The following is a 15,116-nucleotide window of genomic DNA, read 5'->3' on the forward strand; positions in this document are numbered from 1 at the left end:
GGTGGGGGCTTCCGCATGGGAGCGCTCCCATGCAGAATGGGGCGCAGCCGATCCGGGGAGTCCTTCCATGACAGAGCCCTTGCCGCCCGCGACCTTCCCGCCCGCCTTCCTCTGGGGCGCCGCGACATCCGCGTACCAGATCGAGGGTGCGGTGCGGGAGGACGGCCGAACTCCTTCGATCTGGGACACCTTCAGCCACACCCCCGGCAGGACGGCGGGCGGTGAGACGGGTGACGTCGCCGTCGACCACTACCACCGCTACCGCGAGGACGTGGCGCTGATGGCGGAGCTGGGCCTGACCGCCTACCGCTTCTCCGTCTCCTGGTCCCGGGTGCAGCCGACCGGCCGGGGCCCGGCGGTCCAGGTGGGCCTGGACTTCTACCGCCGTCTGGTGGACGAGCTGCTGGCGCGCGGCATCAAGCCGGCGATCACCCTCTACCACTGGGACCTGCCCCAGGAGCTGGAGGACGCGGGCGGCTGGCCGGAGCGGGACACCGCCCACCGGTTCGCCGAGTACGCGCGGCTGGTCGGCGAGGCGCTCGGCGACCGGGTGGACCAGTGGATCACCCTCAACGAGCCGTGGTGCAGCGCCTTCCTGGGCTACGGCTCGGGCGTGCACGCCCCCGGGCGCACCGACCCGGCGGCCGCCCTGCGCGCGGCCCACCACCTCAACCTGGCGCACGGCCTGGGGGCGGCGGCCCTGCGCTCGGTGCTGCCGGCCCGCGGCCAGATCGCGCTCAGCCTCAACTCCTCGGTGGTGCGCTCGCTTTCCCAGAGTCCGGCCGATCTGGCGGCGGCCCGCCGGATCGACAACCTGGCCAACGGCGTCTTCCACGGCCCGGTCCTGCACGGCGCCTACCCCGAGACCCTGTTCGCCGAGACCGCGTCGGTCACCGACTGGTCGTACGTGCTGGACGGGGACCTCCGTACGATCAGGTCGCCGCTGGACGCGCTGGGCCTGAACTACTACACCCCGACCCTGGTCTCGGCGGCGGACGGCAAGGCCGCGGGCCCGCGTGCGGACGGTCACGGCGCCGCCGAACACTCCCCCTGGCCGGCCGCCGACGACGTGCTGTTCCACCAGACGCCGGGCGAGCTCACCGAGATGGGCTGGACCGTCGACCCGACAGGGCTGCACGAGCTGATCATGCGGTACTCGCGCGAGGCGCCGGGCCTGCCGCTGTACATCACGGAGAACGGCGCGGCCTACGACGACAAGCCCGACGCCGACGGCCGGGTGCACGACCCCGAGCGCGTCGCCTATCTGCACGGCCACCTGGCGGCGGTCCGCCGGGCCATCGCCGACGGCGCCGACGTCCGCGGCTACTACCTGTGGTCCCTGCTGGACAACTTCGAGTGGGCGTACGGCTACGACAAGCGGTTCGGCGCGGTGTACGTGGACTACTCGACGCTGGAGCGCACCCCGAAGTCGAGCGCCCGCTGGTACGGCGAGGTGGCCCGGGCAGGGGCGCTGCCGGCGGCGGTGGAGCCGGTGGCCTGAGAGACCGTCCGGCGGTCCGGGTCGCCGTCCGGTGACACCGGAGGCGGCGGGGGCGCGGCACCCGGGTAGGGGGTGCCGCGCCCTCGTCATACCGCCGTGCCGATGCGGCCGGTGCAGCCGCTGCGGCCCGCTCAGTTGAAGGCGCCGAAGGCCTTGGCGAAGGCGAACCTGTCCTGGGTGATGGAGCTGCAGGTGGCGTCGGCGGTGGGCTTGGTGCCGCCGTCGCACTGCTTGTCGCGGGTCGCGGACCACATGGAGAGCCAGCCGAGGCCCTTGGACTTGGCGAAGTTCACGAGCTGGGTGGCGTCGTCGACCTTGAAGACCTCGGAGGAGACGTCGTTGACACCGATCATCGGGGTGACCGCGACCGTCTTCCAGGCGGCCTGGTCGGACAGCCCCAGCACGCTCTTGACCTGGGCCTGGGTGGCGGTGGCGGCCTGCTCGGCGTAAGTGCCCATGTCACCGCTGTACGCGGGGCCGTAGTCCATCGCCATGATGTTGACGGTGTTGATCCGCACGCCGTTGGACTTGGCGTTGGACAGGAGGTTGACGCCGTCCTGGGTCAGGCCCTCGGGCATCACCGGCAGGGTGAAGGAGACGTCCAGGTTCGGGTGCTGGGCCTGGAGCTTGGCGATGGCCTGGGCCCGGCGGGTGTTGGCCGCGGTGTTGGGCAGCGCGCCGCCCTCGACGTCGAAGTCGACCTTGGTCAGCTTGAAGGCGTCCACGGCCTTGCCGTACGCCGCCGCCAGGGCGTCCGCCGAGGAGCAGGTGGTGGCCAGCTCCGAGCCGGAGGCACCGCCGAAGGAGACCCGGACGTCGCCGCCCTTGGCACGCAGGGAGCCTATCTGCGCGGCGACCGCGGCGCCGGTGAGGTCGGTGACGCCGCCCCACTTGGGGGTGCAGCCGCCGCCGTCGGTGACGAAGGCGAGGTTGAAGTTCTTCACGCCGGTCGCGTCGGCCGCGGCGAGGAGGTCGAAGGCCGGGTAGAGGGAGGTGTCCACGTAGGGGGCGAAGCCGGCCGAGGCGGTGGTGCCGGTGCCGGTGCTCTGCGAGGGGGTCGGGGTCGCGCTCTGGCTGGGGGTGGCGCTCTGGCTCGGGGTCGCGCTGGGGACCGGAGTCTGGGTCTGGGTCGGGCGGCCGCTCGGCTCGGGGGTGGCGCCGTCGTCCGCGGAACACCGCGCGTCGTCGACCCGGCAGCCCGTCGGGTCGCCCTTGCCGTTGACCACGAATCCGACGGTGACCGACTTGCCGACGGCCAGGCCGTCGGTGTCCCACTTCGCGGGCTTCACGGTGACGTGCTGACCGCTGACGGTGGATTCGCCGTTCCACAGGGAGCCGAGCTTCGCGCCCGCGGGCAGGTCGAACTCCAGCGTCCAGGTCTTCTCCGTCTGGCCGCTGTTGTTGGTGACCACGTACTGCGCGGTGTAGCCCGTCGACCAGTCGCTCGTCTTCGTGTACGCGGCGTTGACCCCGGCCGCGTTCGCCGTACCGGTGAGCAGGAGGGCGCCGCCACCGATCACGGCCGCGGCCACCACGGAGCCGATCGCCTTGTTCCTGCCACTGATCCTGCGCCGGTGCGTGCTCATGCGCGTGCCTGCCTTCGCTGTTCACGGGGGGTGGGGTGCGGCAGCACGCTAGCGAGCCGGAAACGGGCAAACGGGCCTATGGGGACGGCCGTCGCAGTCCTTAGGGTGCGCTTAAGGAAGGGATCGGGGACCGTTAAAGGTCGAGACCAATCCGTGGTCCGGTGCGAACGGAGCGTCAGCGGGCGCCCGCCATCCGCCGGCGTCCGCGCACGCCGCTCCGGTGCCCCCGGCCGGCCGGCTTGCGTCCGTCGAGCTGGAACCAGATCCGCACCTCGGTCCCACCCAGCACCGAGGAGCCGATGCGCACGTCACCGCCGGTGGACTCGGCGAGGCGGCGCACTATGTCCAGGCCGAGCCCGGTCGAGCCCGCGCTGCCGGAGCCGCGGCCGCGGGCCATCGCCGCCTCGGGGTCCGGTATGCCGGGGCCGGCGTCGGAGATCAGCACGATCACCGCGTCCTCCGCGTTGTGCACGTCGACCGCGAAGGCGGTGCCCTCGGCGGTGTGCCGGAAGACATTGCCGAGCAGCGCGTCGAGGGCGGCGGCCAGATCGGCGCGGGCCACGGGCAGGCGCACCGGCCGCTCGACCCCGGCCACCCGCCATTTGCGGCCCTCGTCCTCGGCCAGCGCGGACCAGAACTCCATGCGTTCGCGGACCACTTCGGCCGCGTCGCAGCCGGCGCCCGGACCGGCGGCCACCGTCTGCGGCTTGGCCTCCCGGGCGGTGCGGATGATGGTGTCGACCTCCCCCTCCAACTGGGCGACGGCCGCCCGGGTCTGCTCGGCGGCGGGCCCGGCACCGAGGGAGGCCGCGTTCAGCCGCAGCACGGTCAGCGGGGTGCGCAGCCGGTGCGACAGGTCGGCCGCCAGTTCACGCTCGTTGGCCAGCAGTTGTACGACCTGGTCGGCCATGGAGTTGAAGGCGACCGCCGCGAGCCGCAGTTCGGTCGGCCCGTCCTCCGGCACCCGGGCTCCCAGCTTGCCCTCGCCCAGCTCCCGCGCGCCCTCGACCAGCCGTTGCGCGGGCCGCACCATGCGCACTCCGAGCCGGTCGGCGACCGCGACCGAGCCGACGATCAGCGCGAGACCGACCGCGGCGAGCACCGCCCAGGCCGTGCCGACGCCGTTGCTCGTCTCGGACTCGGGCACGTACACCTCGACGACCGCGATCGCGCCGGAGCCGAGCGCGACCGGCTGCAGCAGCGTGGAGCCGCCGGGGACGGAGGTGGTGGAGGCGCGGCCCAGTCTCCGCACGGCCGCGATGTCCTTGCCGGCGGCGCGCTGCCGGCCCAGGTCGAGCGCGCTCCGGACGCCGTCGGCGGGCAGGTGCACGGCCATCCCGGAGTCGGCGCCGGCGGAGGCCACGACCCGTTCCAGCTTGTCCCGGTCGGTGGTGATGGACAGCGCGGGGGCGACCGCGGCGGCCTCCCGCTCGGCGTTGGAGAACGCCCGGTCGCGGGCCATCTCCTTCACGACCAGCCCGAGCGGTACGGCGAAGGCGACCACGACCATGGTGGTGACCGCGAGGCACACCTTGACCAGAGCCCATCTCATCGCGGCGGCTCCCCTCCCCCGGGCGGCTCCAGCTTCACGCCGACACCCCGGAGGGTGTGCAGATAGCGCGGCCGGGCCGCGGTCTCCCCCAGCTTGCGGCGCAGCCAGGACAGATGGACGTCGATCGTCTGGTCGTCGCCGTAGGACTGCTGCCAGACCTCGGCGAGGAGTTCCTTTCGGGCCACGACGACTCCGGGGCGGCCGGCCAGGAAGGCGAGCAGGTCGAACTCGCGGCGGGTCAGGTCGAGCCGGGCGCCGTCCAGTTCGGCCTGGCGGCGCAGCGGATCGACGGTGAGCCCGCCGACCCGCAGGACGCTGGAGGGCGGCGCCTCACCGCCGGCGACCCGGGCCCGGCGCAGCACGGCCGCCATGCGGGCCGACAGGTGCTCGACCGAGAACGGCTTGGTCAGGTAGTCGTCCGCCCCCGCGTTGAGCAGCCGGACGATCTCCGCCTCGTCATCGCGCGCGGTGGCGATGATGACGGGCACGTCCGTGATGCCGCGCAGCATCTTCAGGGCCTCGGAGCCGTCCAGGTCGGGCAGTCCGAGGTCCAGGACGACCACGTCGAAACGGAGATGGGCGACCTCGCGCAGCGCCTCCAGTGCCGTACCGACGCTGCGCACGGTGTGTGAGGCGTCGGTCAGGTGTCGGATGAGCGCCGAGCGTACGAACTGGTCGTCCTCGACCACGAGCACACTTGCCATGCGCCGCACCGTACGCCATGCGGCCAACACCGGTGCCCCGCCTGTGGATGAGCCGGGACGAATGCGCATCCCGGTGCCCCTGGGGCAGTATGGCCCGCGATGCGCAGAGGACTCGTACACGTACTGGCCTGGCTGCTCGCCACGGGCGCGGCGGTCACGCTGTCGTGGTGGGGTGTGCACACGGTCATGGCCGGCACGGCGTACGACCCGCCGCGCGCCCTGCCGATCACGGCGGCCGACACCACCACGCACTCGAAGCCGCTGGGTTCGCCGACCGCCCGGCCGCCCCGGCCGAAGAGCCCGTCGGCCGAGCCGCCGGCCCGCACGCCCTCCAGGACCCCGTCCCGCACCGCCGGTCCCTCCCCTTCCGCCTCCGCCACCGCGGGCCCCACCGCTTCCGGCCGGGTCAAGGGCTACGACACCGACGGCGGCCGGGCGGTCTTCGACCTGGGCACGGCCGACGCGACGCTCGTCTCGGCGACCCCGGGCACCGGCTGGTCGATGCAGGTGTGGAAGACGGAGAGCTGGATCCGGGTGGAGTTCAGCCGGGACGCCGACCGGGTGTCGGTGTTCTGCACCTGGCACGACGGCCCGCCGCGCGTCGAAGTGGGGACGTACTGACGGCCCGTACGGAGGGCGGTCAGCGAAAGGCGGTCGCGGAAGGCGGTCAGCGGAAGACCGAGGGCGGCGGGGCCGGGGAGGCCACCGCCGCCTCGTCCGAGACGGGAACGGCGCCGCCGGTGAAGTCGGTGAGCTGCTTGCCGTGTTCGACCCGGGCGGGGTGCGGGTCGGAGGCGGCGCGGCGGGTGAGTTCGGCGAGCGGCAGCGGCAGCCCGGAGGCGGCGAGGACCGCGTTGCCGAAGCGCTTGCCGCGCAGCACGGCCGGGTCCGCGATCAGCGCGAGTTCCGGGAAGCGGGCGGCGGCGGTGGCTATCTGGCCGCGCAGGTGGGCGAGCGGCGGGCCGTCGGCGATGTTGGCGGCGTAGACCCCGGAGGGCTTCAGGGCCCGGCGGACCTCGTCCAGGAACTCGGTGGAGGTGAGGTGGGCGGGGGTCCGGGCGCCGCTGAAGACATCGGCGATGATCAGGTCGGCCCAGCCGTCCGGGACCTTGGCCAGGCCCGCGCGGGCGTCCGCCGACCGCACCCGTATGCGCGCGTTCGGATCCAACGGCAGCTCTCGCCGCACCAGTTGGACGAGGGCCGCGTCCCGCTCGACGACCTGCTGGGTGGAGCGCGGCCGGGTGGCGGCGACATAGCGGGCGAGTGTGAGGGCGCCACCGCCCAGATGGACGGCCCGCAGCGGCCGGCCGGGCGGCACGGCGAGGTCGATGACGTGCCCGAGCCGGCGCTGGTACTCGAAGGAGAGGTACGCGGGGTCGTCCAGGTCCACGTGCGACTGGGGCGCCCCGTCGATCAGCAGCGTCCGGGCGCGGGGGCGGTCGGGGTCGGGCACGAGCTGCGCGAGCCCGCCGTCGACGGTTTCCGTGACGGCCTGCGCGTCTGCCGGCCTGCGCCGGGTGTTCCTGGACCTGCCCATCGGTCCATTTTCGCAGGCGCACCGGGCGGGGGCTTCACCGGCAGTTGTCGGCCGCCTCGATCATCCGGGCCGCCTCACCGAGGGCCCGGCGCAGCACCGCGGGGTCGGTCGCGAGGTCGGCCTCGCCGGGCGGCAGCAGCCAGTCCGAGCCCTCCACCGGTGGCGCGGGGTTGAGTCTGAGCCCGCGCCCGTCGGTCTCCGTACAGGTACTGCCCGGCACGTCCCAGCAGGCGGCGGTGCCGGCGGGGACCAGGAAGCCGAGGGTGTCGCAGCCGTAGTCGTGCAGAACGGGCCCCACGGCGGGCGCGCCGCGCCGAAGGATGTCGACGGCCTCCAGCCCCTGCCGGGTCGGCACCGTCACGAGGTCGCAGGTCGCGTCGCCCTCTGCCGCGGACGGTGGCGCGCCCGCTGTACAGGGATCGTTGCTCTGGCTGGTCTCCATGCCGGCCTCCACCACGCTGCACGTTTGCGGTCCACCGAGTCCAACGCGCGAGGGCGTCAACGGCTACGGCACAAGTGCGCCGCAAAGGATGGCAGTTCATGGCAGATCGTGGATGAGATATCCGTTTTGTAGCTAAACACTGCGTGGCGGCTCCGGCACAGCGGGTACGTTCTTGCTCGCCGGAACCAGGGTGTCACACGGACAACTCAGCCCGAATCCACCTCGGATCCGGCATGGTTCGACGGTTCGCACGAGAGGACCCGGCCATGGCGTCGTCAACGGAGACCTCGTCACAGCCCGAACGGCCCGCACGGCCCAACCTCGCCTTCCGGCAGCTGCGCGGCCGGCACTCACCGGCCGAGTTCGCGGCACTGGTGCGGCGGGCGGCGCGCGAGATCGGCGAGCGGGTGAGCTGTGACGCGCGCTACGTCGGCAGGGTCGAGGCGGGTGAGATCCGCTGCCCGAACTACGCGTACGAACGGGTGTTCCTGCACATGTTCCCCGGTCGCACGCTCACCGACCTCGGCTTCGCGCCGCGCTCGTCCGTTCGCGGGCGCGCGGCGCGTACGGCCACCGGGGCACCCCCGGCGTTCGGGACCACTGAGACGCGAGGGGCCCACGAGCCGTATGACACGCAGGACCCGTACGACCCGCACGAGCCGTACGAGAACGACCCCCTGAACCACGAGGAGAGCGACGTGCTGCGTCGCGCATTCATGACCGGCGGAGGCGCCACGGTGGCCGCCGCTACGCTGGGCCCGCTGGGGCTCACCATCGACGCCACCGCGGCGGTCCGTCCGCCGCGCCGCGTCGGCACCCCCGAGGCGGCCGCCCTCGAGGAGGCCGTCCGCCGCATCCGGCTGCTCGACGACCGGCACGGCGCCGACGGCCTGTACCAGCGGGCGGCCGCACCGCTGCGCGCCGCCTACGCGCTACTGGACGCCGGCGCGACCCGGCAGACCACCGCCGAGCGACTGCACTCGGGCGCCGGTGAACTGTCCATCTCGGTGGGCTGGCTGGCCCATGACTCCGGACGCTTCGACGACGCCCGCTCGCACTACGCCGAGGCGCTGGCCACCGCCCGGATGACCGGTGACCCGGCCCTGGAGGCGCACGCCTTCTGCAACACCGCGTTCCTGGCCCGCGACGCCGGCCGCCCCCGGGAGGCGGTGCGCGCGGCGCAGGCCGCGCGACGGGCCGCCGCTCCTCTGGGCTCGCCCCGGCTGATGTCCCTGCTCGCGCTGCGCGAGGCGGGCGGCTGGGCGGGGCTCGCCGACCGCGCGGGCTGCGAACAGGCGCTGGCCCGGGCGCAGGCCCTCTTCGAGCGGGGCCACTCGGACGCCGACCCCGAGTGGATGAGCTTCTACGGAGAGGCCGAGCTGGAGGGCCTGGAGGCGCAGTGCTGGTCGACGCTGGGCGACTGGCGGCGCGCGTCCCGGCACGCCCGCCGGGCGGCCCACCTCCAGGACCCCCACTTCACCCGCAACATCGCCCTCTACACCGCCGAACTGGCCGACGACCTGGCCCGTGAGGGCCGCCCCGACGAGGCGGCCGCGGCCGGCCTGCGCGTCCTGGAACTGCTCACCCAGGTCCAGTCCTCCCGCATCCAGACCATGCTGGCGGGCACGGCCCGGGTGCTGCTCCCCCACCGCCGCGCCTCAGGCGTCTCCGACTTCCTGGACCGCCACGCCTCAACCCCCCGAGCGGGCCGGGCCTGAACCCCCGCATGCCCGCAGCCGGCGGCTGCCGAGCCGCCGTAGCCGCGGGCAAGCGAAACACCCCCGGCCGGCACCGACACCGAGCACCCGGAACGGCACCGGTCACCCCACCAGGTGCCCCAAGTCGTTCCAGCTCTCGACCGCCGGCTCCCCGTACGCCCACCCCAGCACCGACAGCGAGGTCGGGTTCAGCCGTATCCGCGCCCCGAAGGCCAGCGGCAGCCCCAGCCACCGCGCGCCGATGGACCGCAGGATGTGCCCGTGCGCGAACACCAGCACATCCCGGTCCGCCGACCGCGCCCACTCCACCACCTCGTCCGCGCGCGCGGTGACCTCCGCGAGGCTCTCCCCCTCGGGCACCCCGTCCCGCCAGATCAGCCACCCGGGCCGGCCGGCCTGGATCTCGGCGGGGGTCATGCCCTCGTAGGCGCCGTAGTCCCATTCCATGAGCGTGTCCCAGACGGCCGCGCGCTCCCCGAACCCGGCCAGTTCGCAGGTCTCACGCGCGCGTACCAGCGGACTGGTGCGCACCTCGGCCTCCGGCAGCCCGTCCAGCGGAGCACGGTGCAGCCGCTCGCCGAGCGACTTGGCCCCGCGCCGCCCCTCCTCCAGCAGCGGTACGTCGGTCCTGCCGGTGTGCTTGCCGGACAGCGACCACTCCGTCTGTCCGTGCCGGGCCAGCAGGATGCGCGGTGCCATGGGAGACCTTTCGGGGACGTGTTGAACAGATCCTGGGCATCTTGAGCAGAAGACGCGGTACTTCCATCATCGCTCAGCCGGGGCACGGGCAACCCGGGGGGCGATGGCGGCGTCTTTGAGGGCTGAAGCGCCCGCGTGGCCGGGATCAGGACACCGTAAAGTGGCACGGCGCCGCCGGGGCGCGCCGCAGCAGAAGGGGGAGGGCGATCGGATGCCGCAGACCGACACACCGGGCACCGAGGTGACCCAGCGGGCCCGGCTGCGGTGGTGGACCGAGCTGCCCCTGATCCTGCTGGTCTACGGCTGCTACTCGGCCGGCCGCCTGCTCGCGCGGGGCGACGTCTCCACCGCCGTCGACCACGGCCTGGCGATCCTGCGGTTCGAGAAGGCCCTGTACCTGAACGCCGAGCACCCGCTCAACCGGCTGTTCACGCGCGAGCCGTGGCTCGGCATACCGGCGGACTTCTGGTACGCCTCACTGCACTACGTCGTCACACCGGCCATCCTCGTCTGGCTGTTCCGGAGCCGCACCGAGCACTACCGGCAGGCCCGGACCTGGCTGATGGCGTCCACCTTCATCGGTCTGATCGGCTTCACCCTGCTGCCGACCTGCCCGCCCCGGCTGCTCTCCCCGGGCTACGGCTTCGTCGACACGATGGCCCACTACAGCTCGTACGGCTGGTGGGGCGGCGAGGCCAGCGCGCCGCGCGGCATGGGCGGCATGACCAACCAGTACGCGGCGATGCCGAGTCTGCACGTCGGCTGGGCCCTGTGGTGCGGGGTCATGCTGTGGCGGTACGGCGGCACGCGCCTCACCAGGATCCTCGCCGTCGCCTACCCGCTGCTGACCGCTGTCGTGGTCATGGGCACCGCCAACCACTACTCCCTCGACGCGGTCGCGGGCGTGGCCGTGATGGGCGTGGGCCTGCTGCTGGCGCCGCGGTTGACGCGGGCCACCGACCTGCTCCGGGCCCGCTTCGCCGCCCGGGCACCGCGGGCCGCCGCGGCCGCCGGTTCCCCGATTGTCAGTGGCGGATGCCAGACTTCCGCGGGTGAGCGAATTCCACGGCAGCGCGAGTCGCAGCTCGCTTCCGCGGCCGAACCGGACGCCTCCCCCCGCGACGCGGGAGAAGGGGCTCCGGCAGCGGCTCGCTGAGCTGCGCGGTCCCGACGTACCGGCCAAGGCCCTGGACGCGCGCGCCCTCGCGGCGCTGGCCGCGAACCCGGGGTGCCGCAGACGGGCGATCCTGGACGGCGCCGGTGTGGACAAGGCGGCGCTGGCGGACCGGCTGGGCGCGCCCTCCGCGTTCGGCCAGTCGCAGTTCGCGCTGACCCGGGGCAACGCGTTCGAGGCGAAGGTGAAGGCCGACGGCGGCGCGGAGCTGCTGCGGCTGGTCCACTCACGGCTCGACCCGGGCGCCGAACCGCCCGCCGGGGCCTCGGTTCCCGACCTGTCCGCGCACGGCCCCGAGGGGCGGACGGCCCGTACGGCGCTGGCGCTGCGCGAGGCCGTGGACGCGGGCGGCTGGACGCTGCTGGACCACCCGATGCTGGCGCTCGACGTGGCGGGCTCGCTCGCGTTCCTGGAGCCCGACGCGGTGGTGGTGCACCCGGACGGGAGCTGGACGGTCGTGGAGATCAAGTCCTTCCCGATGCTGGACGGCTCGGCCGACCCGGCGAAGGTCGGCGCCGCCGCCCGGCAGTCGGCGGTGTACGTACTGGCCCTGGAGGACGTCGCCGCCCGCCTCGACCCGGCCCCGCGGGTGCGGCACCGGGTGCTGCTGGTCTGCCCCAGGGACTTCTCCAACCTCCCCACCGCCTCCGCCGTCGACGTGCGCAAGCAGCGCGCGGTCACCGCCCGGCAACTCGCCCGGCTCACCCGCGTCGAGGACATCGCCGGCACTCTGCCCGAGGGCACCTGCTTCGCTCCGGACCGGCCCGCCGAGGAACTGACGGCGGCCGTCGAGTCGGTTCCGGCCGCGTACGCGCCCGAGTGCCTGTCCGCCTGCGAACTGGCCTTCCACTGCCGCGGCCGCTCCCGCGCGGACGGCGCCGTGACCAGCCTCGGCCGCCCGCTGCGGGCCGAACTCGGCGGTCTGACCACGGTCGATGACGTCCTCGCGGCGGCCCGCGGCGAGAGCGGCGACCCGGCCGACCCGGCGGTCGCGGCCCTTCGCCGGGCGGCCGCCCTGCGCGCGGAGGCGCTCGCCGGGGCGGCCGGCCGGGAGGTGGCGGCCCGGTGTCACTGATCGCCACCCTGGCCCGCCTCGAGGCCGTCAGCACCGGCCGCGCCCAGCCGGCCGCGACCGTCCGCCACCGCCGGCTGTCCGACCGCCCCCTGGTGTTCGTGCCGCTCACCACCGCCGGTGAGGCCGGTGCCCCGCTGGGCGCGCTGGTCGGCACCGACCGGGACGCTCCCCGGCTGCTGGTCGTGCCGCAGCCCCGCGACCGCGACCTGCGCTTCGCGTTCCTCGCCGAACTGGCCGACGTGGTCCTGCCGTACCTCGACTCCTACGCGCTGGACGTCGAGGCGGCCGAGCGCACGGAGACCGACCCGGAGACCGGCAAGCGGGTCAAGGTCGAGGTCGAGCTGTGCGCCGACGCGCCCCAGTTGATCGTGCCCAGCCGGGCGGGCCTGGACTTCGTACGGCTGCTGGGCCGTTCCATGCGGTTCCGCCGGACCGCCGAGCAGGACCCGGAGGCGCCCCACCCGGCGCCGCCCCGGGTCCCTCTGCTCGGCCGCTGGCTGACCCACTACGGCGAGCGGGCCCGGGTTCCCGGCTCCTCCCTGCTGCTGGCGCTCACCGACGTGCTCTCCCGGCACTGGGCGACCGGCCAGTCCAGCCTTGAGGACCAGCATCTGGGCGCCCTGCTCGCCTGGATCGACGCTCCCCCGCCGTCGGCGTCGCCCGAGGAGGGGCACCCCGGGCGGGCGCGCACCGGCGCGGAGGCCGCCCAGTGGGCCGAGCTGGCCCGGGACGACGAGGGCCAGCTCCGGTGCCCGCCGGCCGGCCCGGCCACCGATCCGGCGTTCGACAACAAGCTGCTGGCCCCGGCCATCGAGCGCTACGACCGGGCCCGTACCGTCCTCGCCGCCGCCGAGGACGCCGTGCAGGCGGACGACCGGCTGGCCGCGCTCACCGCGGCCGAACAGCACGTGCGCGATCTGGTGGAGAGCCGCGTCCGGCCCACCTGGGACTCCGTGTGGCACGGCCTGGACCTGCTGCGGGCGCTGCCGGAGGGCGCGCACGTCGAGGAGCGGTGGACGCGGGACCGCTGGTCGTTCACCGGCCACCGCGACCGGGTCCTGGCCGGTGAGCCCCCGCAGCCGCGCCGGGACGACGCGGTGACCGCGGCGAACAAGCTGGCCACGCGCGAGCGCGAGCAGGCCCGCCTGGAGGCCCAGGAGGCGCTGGACGATCCGCTGGTGATGGCCGGGCGGCGGCTGGCCGGGGAGGCCTTCGCGGGCGAGGTCACCGATGCCGTCATGGCGTACAGCGAGGGCAAGCGGCCCAGCCCGCGCCCGCTGGTGACGGTCCGCACGGAGGACCGGCCCGCCCTGGCGGAGCGCGCGAAGGTGTACCGCTCGCTGGGCGGCAGGCCGCAGGCGGCGGAGTTCGTCGGGTACGAGGGCGCCCCGGAGGACGGTGTGCTCGTCCTGCGGATCGTGGACAAGATGGGCCGGGGCAAGGAGCCCGAGCCGGGTTCGGTGCCGGAGAAGGGCGACGCGGTCTGCTTCACGCTGTTCGAGCACGAGCAGCGCGGCGGCGCGAAGCTGCCCGACCCGGAGGAGACCCCGTGGACGCACGGCGGCCCGCCGGGCGAGGCGGCGCCCGAGGCGCCCGACACCGTGACCGAGGAGGACGTGCTGTGACGACCGTCGACTTCGACCCCGGAGCCGCGGCGGCACGCGCCACGGAGGCGATCCTCAACGACACCCTGCACGGCACCGAGCGTGGCGTGGTCGTCGACTCCCCGCCGGGCGCGGGCAAGTCCACGCTGGTGGTGCGCGCGGCCCTGGAACTCGCCGCCGCCGGACGCCCGCTGATGGTGGTCGCGCAGACCAACGCCCAGGTGGACGACCTGGTGCTGCGGCTCGCCGAGAAGGATCCGGACCTGCCCGTGGGCCGCCTGCACAGCAGCGACGCCGACCCGTACGACAAGGCGCTGGACGACCTGCCGCAGGTCCGTACGTCGGCGAAGGCGGCCGATCTGAACGGCCTCCCGGTCGTCGTCTCCACCGCCGCGAAGTGGGCGCACGTCAAGGTGGACGAACCGTGGCGGCACGCGATCGTGGACGAGGCGTACCAGATGCGCTCGGACTCGCTGCTGGCCGTGGCCGGCCTGTTCGAGCGGGCGCTGTTCGTCGGGGACCCGGGGCAGCTCGACCCGTTCTCGATCGTGGGCGCCGAGCAGTGGGCGGGCCTGTCGTACGACCCGTCGGCCTCGGCGGTCACCACTCTGCTGGCCCACAACCCGGAGCTTCCGCAGCACCGCCTGCCGGTGTCCTGGCGGCTGCCGGCGTCGGCGGCCCCGCTGGTCTCGGACGCCTTCTACCCGTACACCCCGTTCCGCAGCGGCACGGGCCACGGCGACCGCCGGCTGACGTTCGCGGTCCCCTCCGACGGCTCCGGTCCCGACCGGGTGATCGACGAGGCGGCCGCGTCCGGCTGGGGCCTGCTCGAACTGCCCGCCCGCCACACCCCGCGCACGGACCCGGAGGCGGTACGGGCGGTGGCGGCGGTCGTACGGCGGCTGCTGGACCGGGGCGGCGCCGCCGTCTCCGAACGCTCACCGGACGCGGCCCCACTGACCGCCGACCGCATCGCCGTCGGCACGGCCCACCGCGACCAGGCCGCGGCGGTCCGCGCGGCCCTGGCCGACCTCGGCGTGCCGGACGTGACGGTCGACACCGCCAACCGCCTCCAGGGCCGCGAGTACGACGTCACGGTCGTCCTCCACCCGCTCTCCGGCCGCCCTGACGCCACGGCCTTCCACCTGGAGACCGGCCGCCTGTGCGTGCTGGCCTCCCGCCACCGCCACGCCTGTGTCGTGGTGTGCCGCGCGGGCGTCGGCGACCTCCTGGACGACTACCCGTCCACGGAACCCGTCCAGCTCGGCACCCTGGTGAAGTTCCCGGACGGCTGGGAGGCGAACCACGCGGTACTGGCCCACCTGGCCGAACACCGGGTGGAGTGGCGCCCATGACCGCACCCCCGCCCACCACGACCACCCGCCGGACGGAGTCCGGCACGCCGCCGGAGGCGGCCGGTGAACACAGCCCGGACGGCTGGGAGGCGAACCACGCGGTACTGGCCCACCTGGCCGAACACCGGGTGGAGTGGCGCCCATGACCGCACCCCCGCCCACCACGACC

The 15,116-nt window shown here is 74.3% G+C and carries 14 protein-coding genes; 8 read left to right on the top strand and 6 right to left on the bottom strand.

The window, feature by feature from the left end; genetic code table 11:
• Positions 1-67 precede the first annotated feature (67 nt).
• The gene (locus AB0924_RS05845) at positions 68-1,501 is read left to right on the top strand and encodes a GH1 family beta-glucosidase (RefSeq protein WP_366910744.1); all 1,434 of its coding nucleotides are present in this window, start codon (positions 68-70) and stop codon (positions 1,499-1,501) included.
• A 131-nt stretch (positions 1,502-1,632) separates the two neighbouring features.
• Here AB0924_RS05845 and AB0924_RS05850 read toward each other — a convergent pair whose 3' ends face one another.
• From AB0924_RS05850 to AB0924_RS05860, 3 genes are all read right to left on the bottom strand, one after another.
• Positions 1,633-3,087 (bottom strand): cellulose binding domain-containing protein, encoded by a 1,455-nt coding sequence (locus AB0924_RS05850; RefSeq protein ID WP_366910745.1) that lies wholly within the window; start codon positions 3,085-3,087, stop codon positions 1,633-1,635.
• A 175-nt stretch (positions 3,088-3,262) separates the two neighbouring features.
• Positions 3,263-4,639 carry a HAMP domain-containing sensor histidine kinase gene (locus tag AB0924_RS05855; RefSeq protein WP_358937827.1) on the bottom strand — a complete coding sequence of 459 codons (1,377 nt, stop codon included), beginning with the start codon at positions 4,637-4,639 and terminating at the stop codon, positions 3,263-3,265.
• Positions 4,636-5,343, bottom strand: coding sequence for a response regulator transcription factor (locus AB0924_RS05860; protein WP_358937825.1), 708 nt, complete (start codon positions 5,341-5,343; stop codon positions 4,636-4,638). The genes AB0924_RS05855 and AB0924_RS05860 overlap by 4 nt, the downstream gene beginning before the upstream one ends.
• 99 nt (positions 5,344-5,442) lie before the next feature.
• Here AB0924_RS05860 and AB0924_RS05865 point away from each other — a divergent pair, with 99 nt between their 5' ends.
• Complete coding sequence (locus AB0924_RS05865) at positions 5,443-5,964, top strand: hypothetical protein (protein WP_358937823.1); 522 nt, start codon at positions 5,443-5,445, stop codon at positions 5,962-5,964.
• 46 nt (positions 5,965-6,010) lie between these two features.
• Here the strand turns inward: AB0924_RS05865 and AB0924_RS05870 are convergent, their stop codons facing one another.
• Both AB0924_RS05870 and AB0924_RS05875 read right to left on the bottom strand, forming a co-directional pair.
• Positions 6,011-6,880 (bottom strand): fused MFS/spermidine synthase, encoded by an 870-nt coding sequence (locus AB0924_RS05870; RefSeq protein ID WP_366910746.1) that lies wholly within the window; start codon positions 6,878-6,880, stop codon positions 6,011-6,013.
• Between the two features lie 34 nt (positions 6,881-6,914).
• Positions 6,915-7,322: a hypothetical protein gene (locus AB0924_RS05875; protein WP_358937819.1), complete on the bottom strand. Its 408-nt coding sequence runs from the start codon at positions 7,320-7,322 to the stop codon at positions 6,915-6,917.
• Between the two features lie 266 nt (positions 7,323-7,588).
• On the opposite strand from AB0924_RS05875, the gene AB0924_RS05880 reads away from it, so the two are divergent.
• Positions 7,589-9,040, top strand: a complete 1,452-nt coding sequence (locus AB0924_RS05880) for a hypothetical protein (protein WP_366910747.1) — start codon at positions 7,589-7,591, stop codon at positions 9,038-9,040.
• Between the two features lie 102 nt (positions 9,041-9,142).
• On the opposite strand, the gene AB0924_RS05885 is transcribed toward AB0924_RS05880, so the two are convergent.
• On the bottom strand, positions 9,143-9,739 hold the full coding sequence (locus AB0924_RS05885; protein ID WP_358937815.1) for a histidine phosphatase family protein: 597 nt from the start codon (positions 9,737-9,739) through the stop codon (positions 9,143-9,145).
• A 211-nt stretch (positions 9,740-9,950) separates the two neighbouring features.
• Here AB0924_RS05885 and AB0924_RS05890 point away from each other — a divergent pair, with 211 nt between their 5' ends.
• The 5 genes from AB0924_RS05890 to AB0924_RS05910 are packed head-to-tail and all read left to right on the top strand — an operon-like array spanning position 9,951 to position 15,093.
• Entirely contained in the window at positions 9,951-10,895 is a 945-nt protein-coding gene (locus AB0924_RS05890; RefSeq protein ID WP_358937813.1) for a phosphatase PAP2 family protein, read from the top strand.
• 1 nt (position 10,896) lies between these two features.
• Positions 10,897-11,988, top strand: coding sequence for a hypothetical protein (locus AB0924_RS05895; RefSeq protein WP_358937933.1), 1,092 nt, complete (start codon positions 10,897-10,899; stop codon positions 11,986-11,988).
• A complete protein-coding gene (locus tag AB0924_RS05900; RefSeq protein WP_366910748.1) occupies positions 11,979-13,613 on the top strand; it encodes a hypothetical protein in 1,635 nt (544 codons plus the stop codon). The genes AB0924_RS05895 and AB0924_RS05900 overlap by 10 nt, the downstream gene beginning before the upstream one ends.
• Positions 13,610-14,947 carry an AAA family ATPase gene (locus AB0924_RS05905; RefSeq protein WP_366910749.1) on the top strand — a complete coding sequence of 446 codons (1,338 nt, stop codon included), beginning with the start codon at positions 13,610-13,612 and terminating at the stop codon, positions 14,945-14,947. The genes AB0924_RS05900 and AB0924_RS05905 overlap by 4 nt, the downstream gene beginning before the upstream one ends.
• The gene (locus AB0924_RS05910; protein WP_358930593.1) at positions 14,944-15,093 is read left to right on the top strand and encodes a hypothetical protein; all 150 of its coding nucleotides are present in this window, start codon (positions 14,944-14,946) and stop codon (positions 15,091-15,093) included. The genes AB0924_RS05905 and AB0924_RS05910 overlap by 4 nt, the downstream gene beginning before the upstream one ends.
• The last annotated feature ends 23 nt before the right edge of the window (positions 15,094-15,116 follow it).

The sequence above is a fragment of the Streptomyces sp. NPDC047869 genome (genome assembly GCF_040704065.1).
In the GTDB taxonomy this organism is placed as follows: domain Bacteria; phylum Actinomycetota; class Actinomycetes; order Streptomycetales; family Streptomycetaceae; genus Streptomyces.

Bases quoted from the DNA above. Each gene is read 5' to 3' on its own strand.
- AB0924_RS05845 (WP_366910744.1), top strand. From the start codon at position 68: ATGACAGAGCCCTTGCCGCCCGCGACCTTCCCGCCCGCCTTCCTCTGG.
- AB0924_RS05850 (WP_366910745.1), bottom strand. From the start codon at position 3,087: ATGAGCACGCACCGGCGCAGGATCAGTGGCAGGAACAAGGCGATCGGC.
- AB0924_RS05855 (WP_358937827.1), bottom strand. From the start codon at position 4,639: ATGAGATGGGCTCTGGTCAAGGTGTGCCTCGCGGTCACCACCATGGTC.
- AB0924_RS05860 (WP_358937825.1), bottom strand. From the start codon at position 5,343: ATGGCAAGTGTGCTCGTGGTCGAGGACGACCAGTTCGTACGCTCGGCG.
- AB0924_RS05865 (WP_358937823.1), top strand. From the start codon at position 5,443: ATGCGCAGAGGACTCGTACACGTACTGGCCTGGCTGCTCGCCACGGGC.
- AB0924_RS05870 (WP_366910746.1), bottom strand. From the start codon at position 6,880: ATGGGCAGGTCCAGGAACACCCGGCGCAGGCCGGCAGACGCGCAGGCC.
- AB0924_RS05875 (WP_358937819.1), bottom strand. From the start codon at position 7,322: ATGGAGACCAGCCAGAGCAACGATCCCTGTACAGCGGGCGCGCCACCG.
- AB0924_RS05880 (WP_366910747.1), top strand. From the start codon at position 7,589: ATGGCGTCGTCAACGGAGACCTCGTCACAGCCCGAACGGCCCGCACGG.
- AB0924_RS05885 (WP_358937815.1), bottom strand. From the start codon at position 9,739: ATGGCACCGCGCATCCTGCTGGCCCGGCACGGACAGACGGAGTGGTCG.
- AB0924_RS05890 (WP_358937813.1), top strand. From the start codon at position 9,951: ATGCCGCAGACCGACACACCGGGCACCGAGGTGACCCAGCGGGCCCGG.
- AB0924_RS05910 (WP_358930593.1), top strand. From the start codon at position 14,944: ATGACCGCACCCCCGCCCACCACGACCACCCGCCGGACGGAGTCCGGC.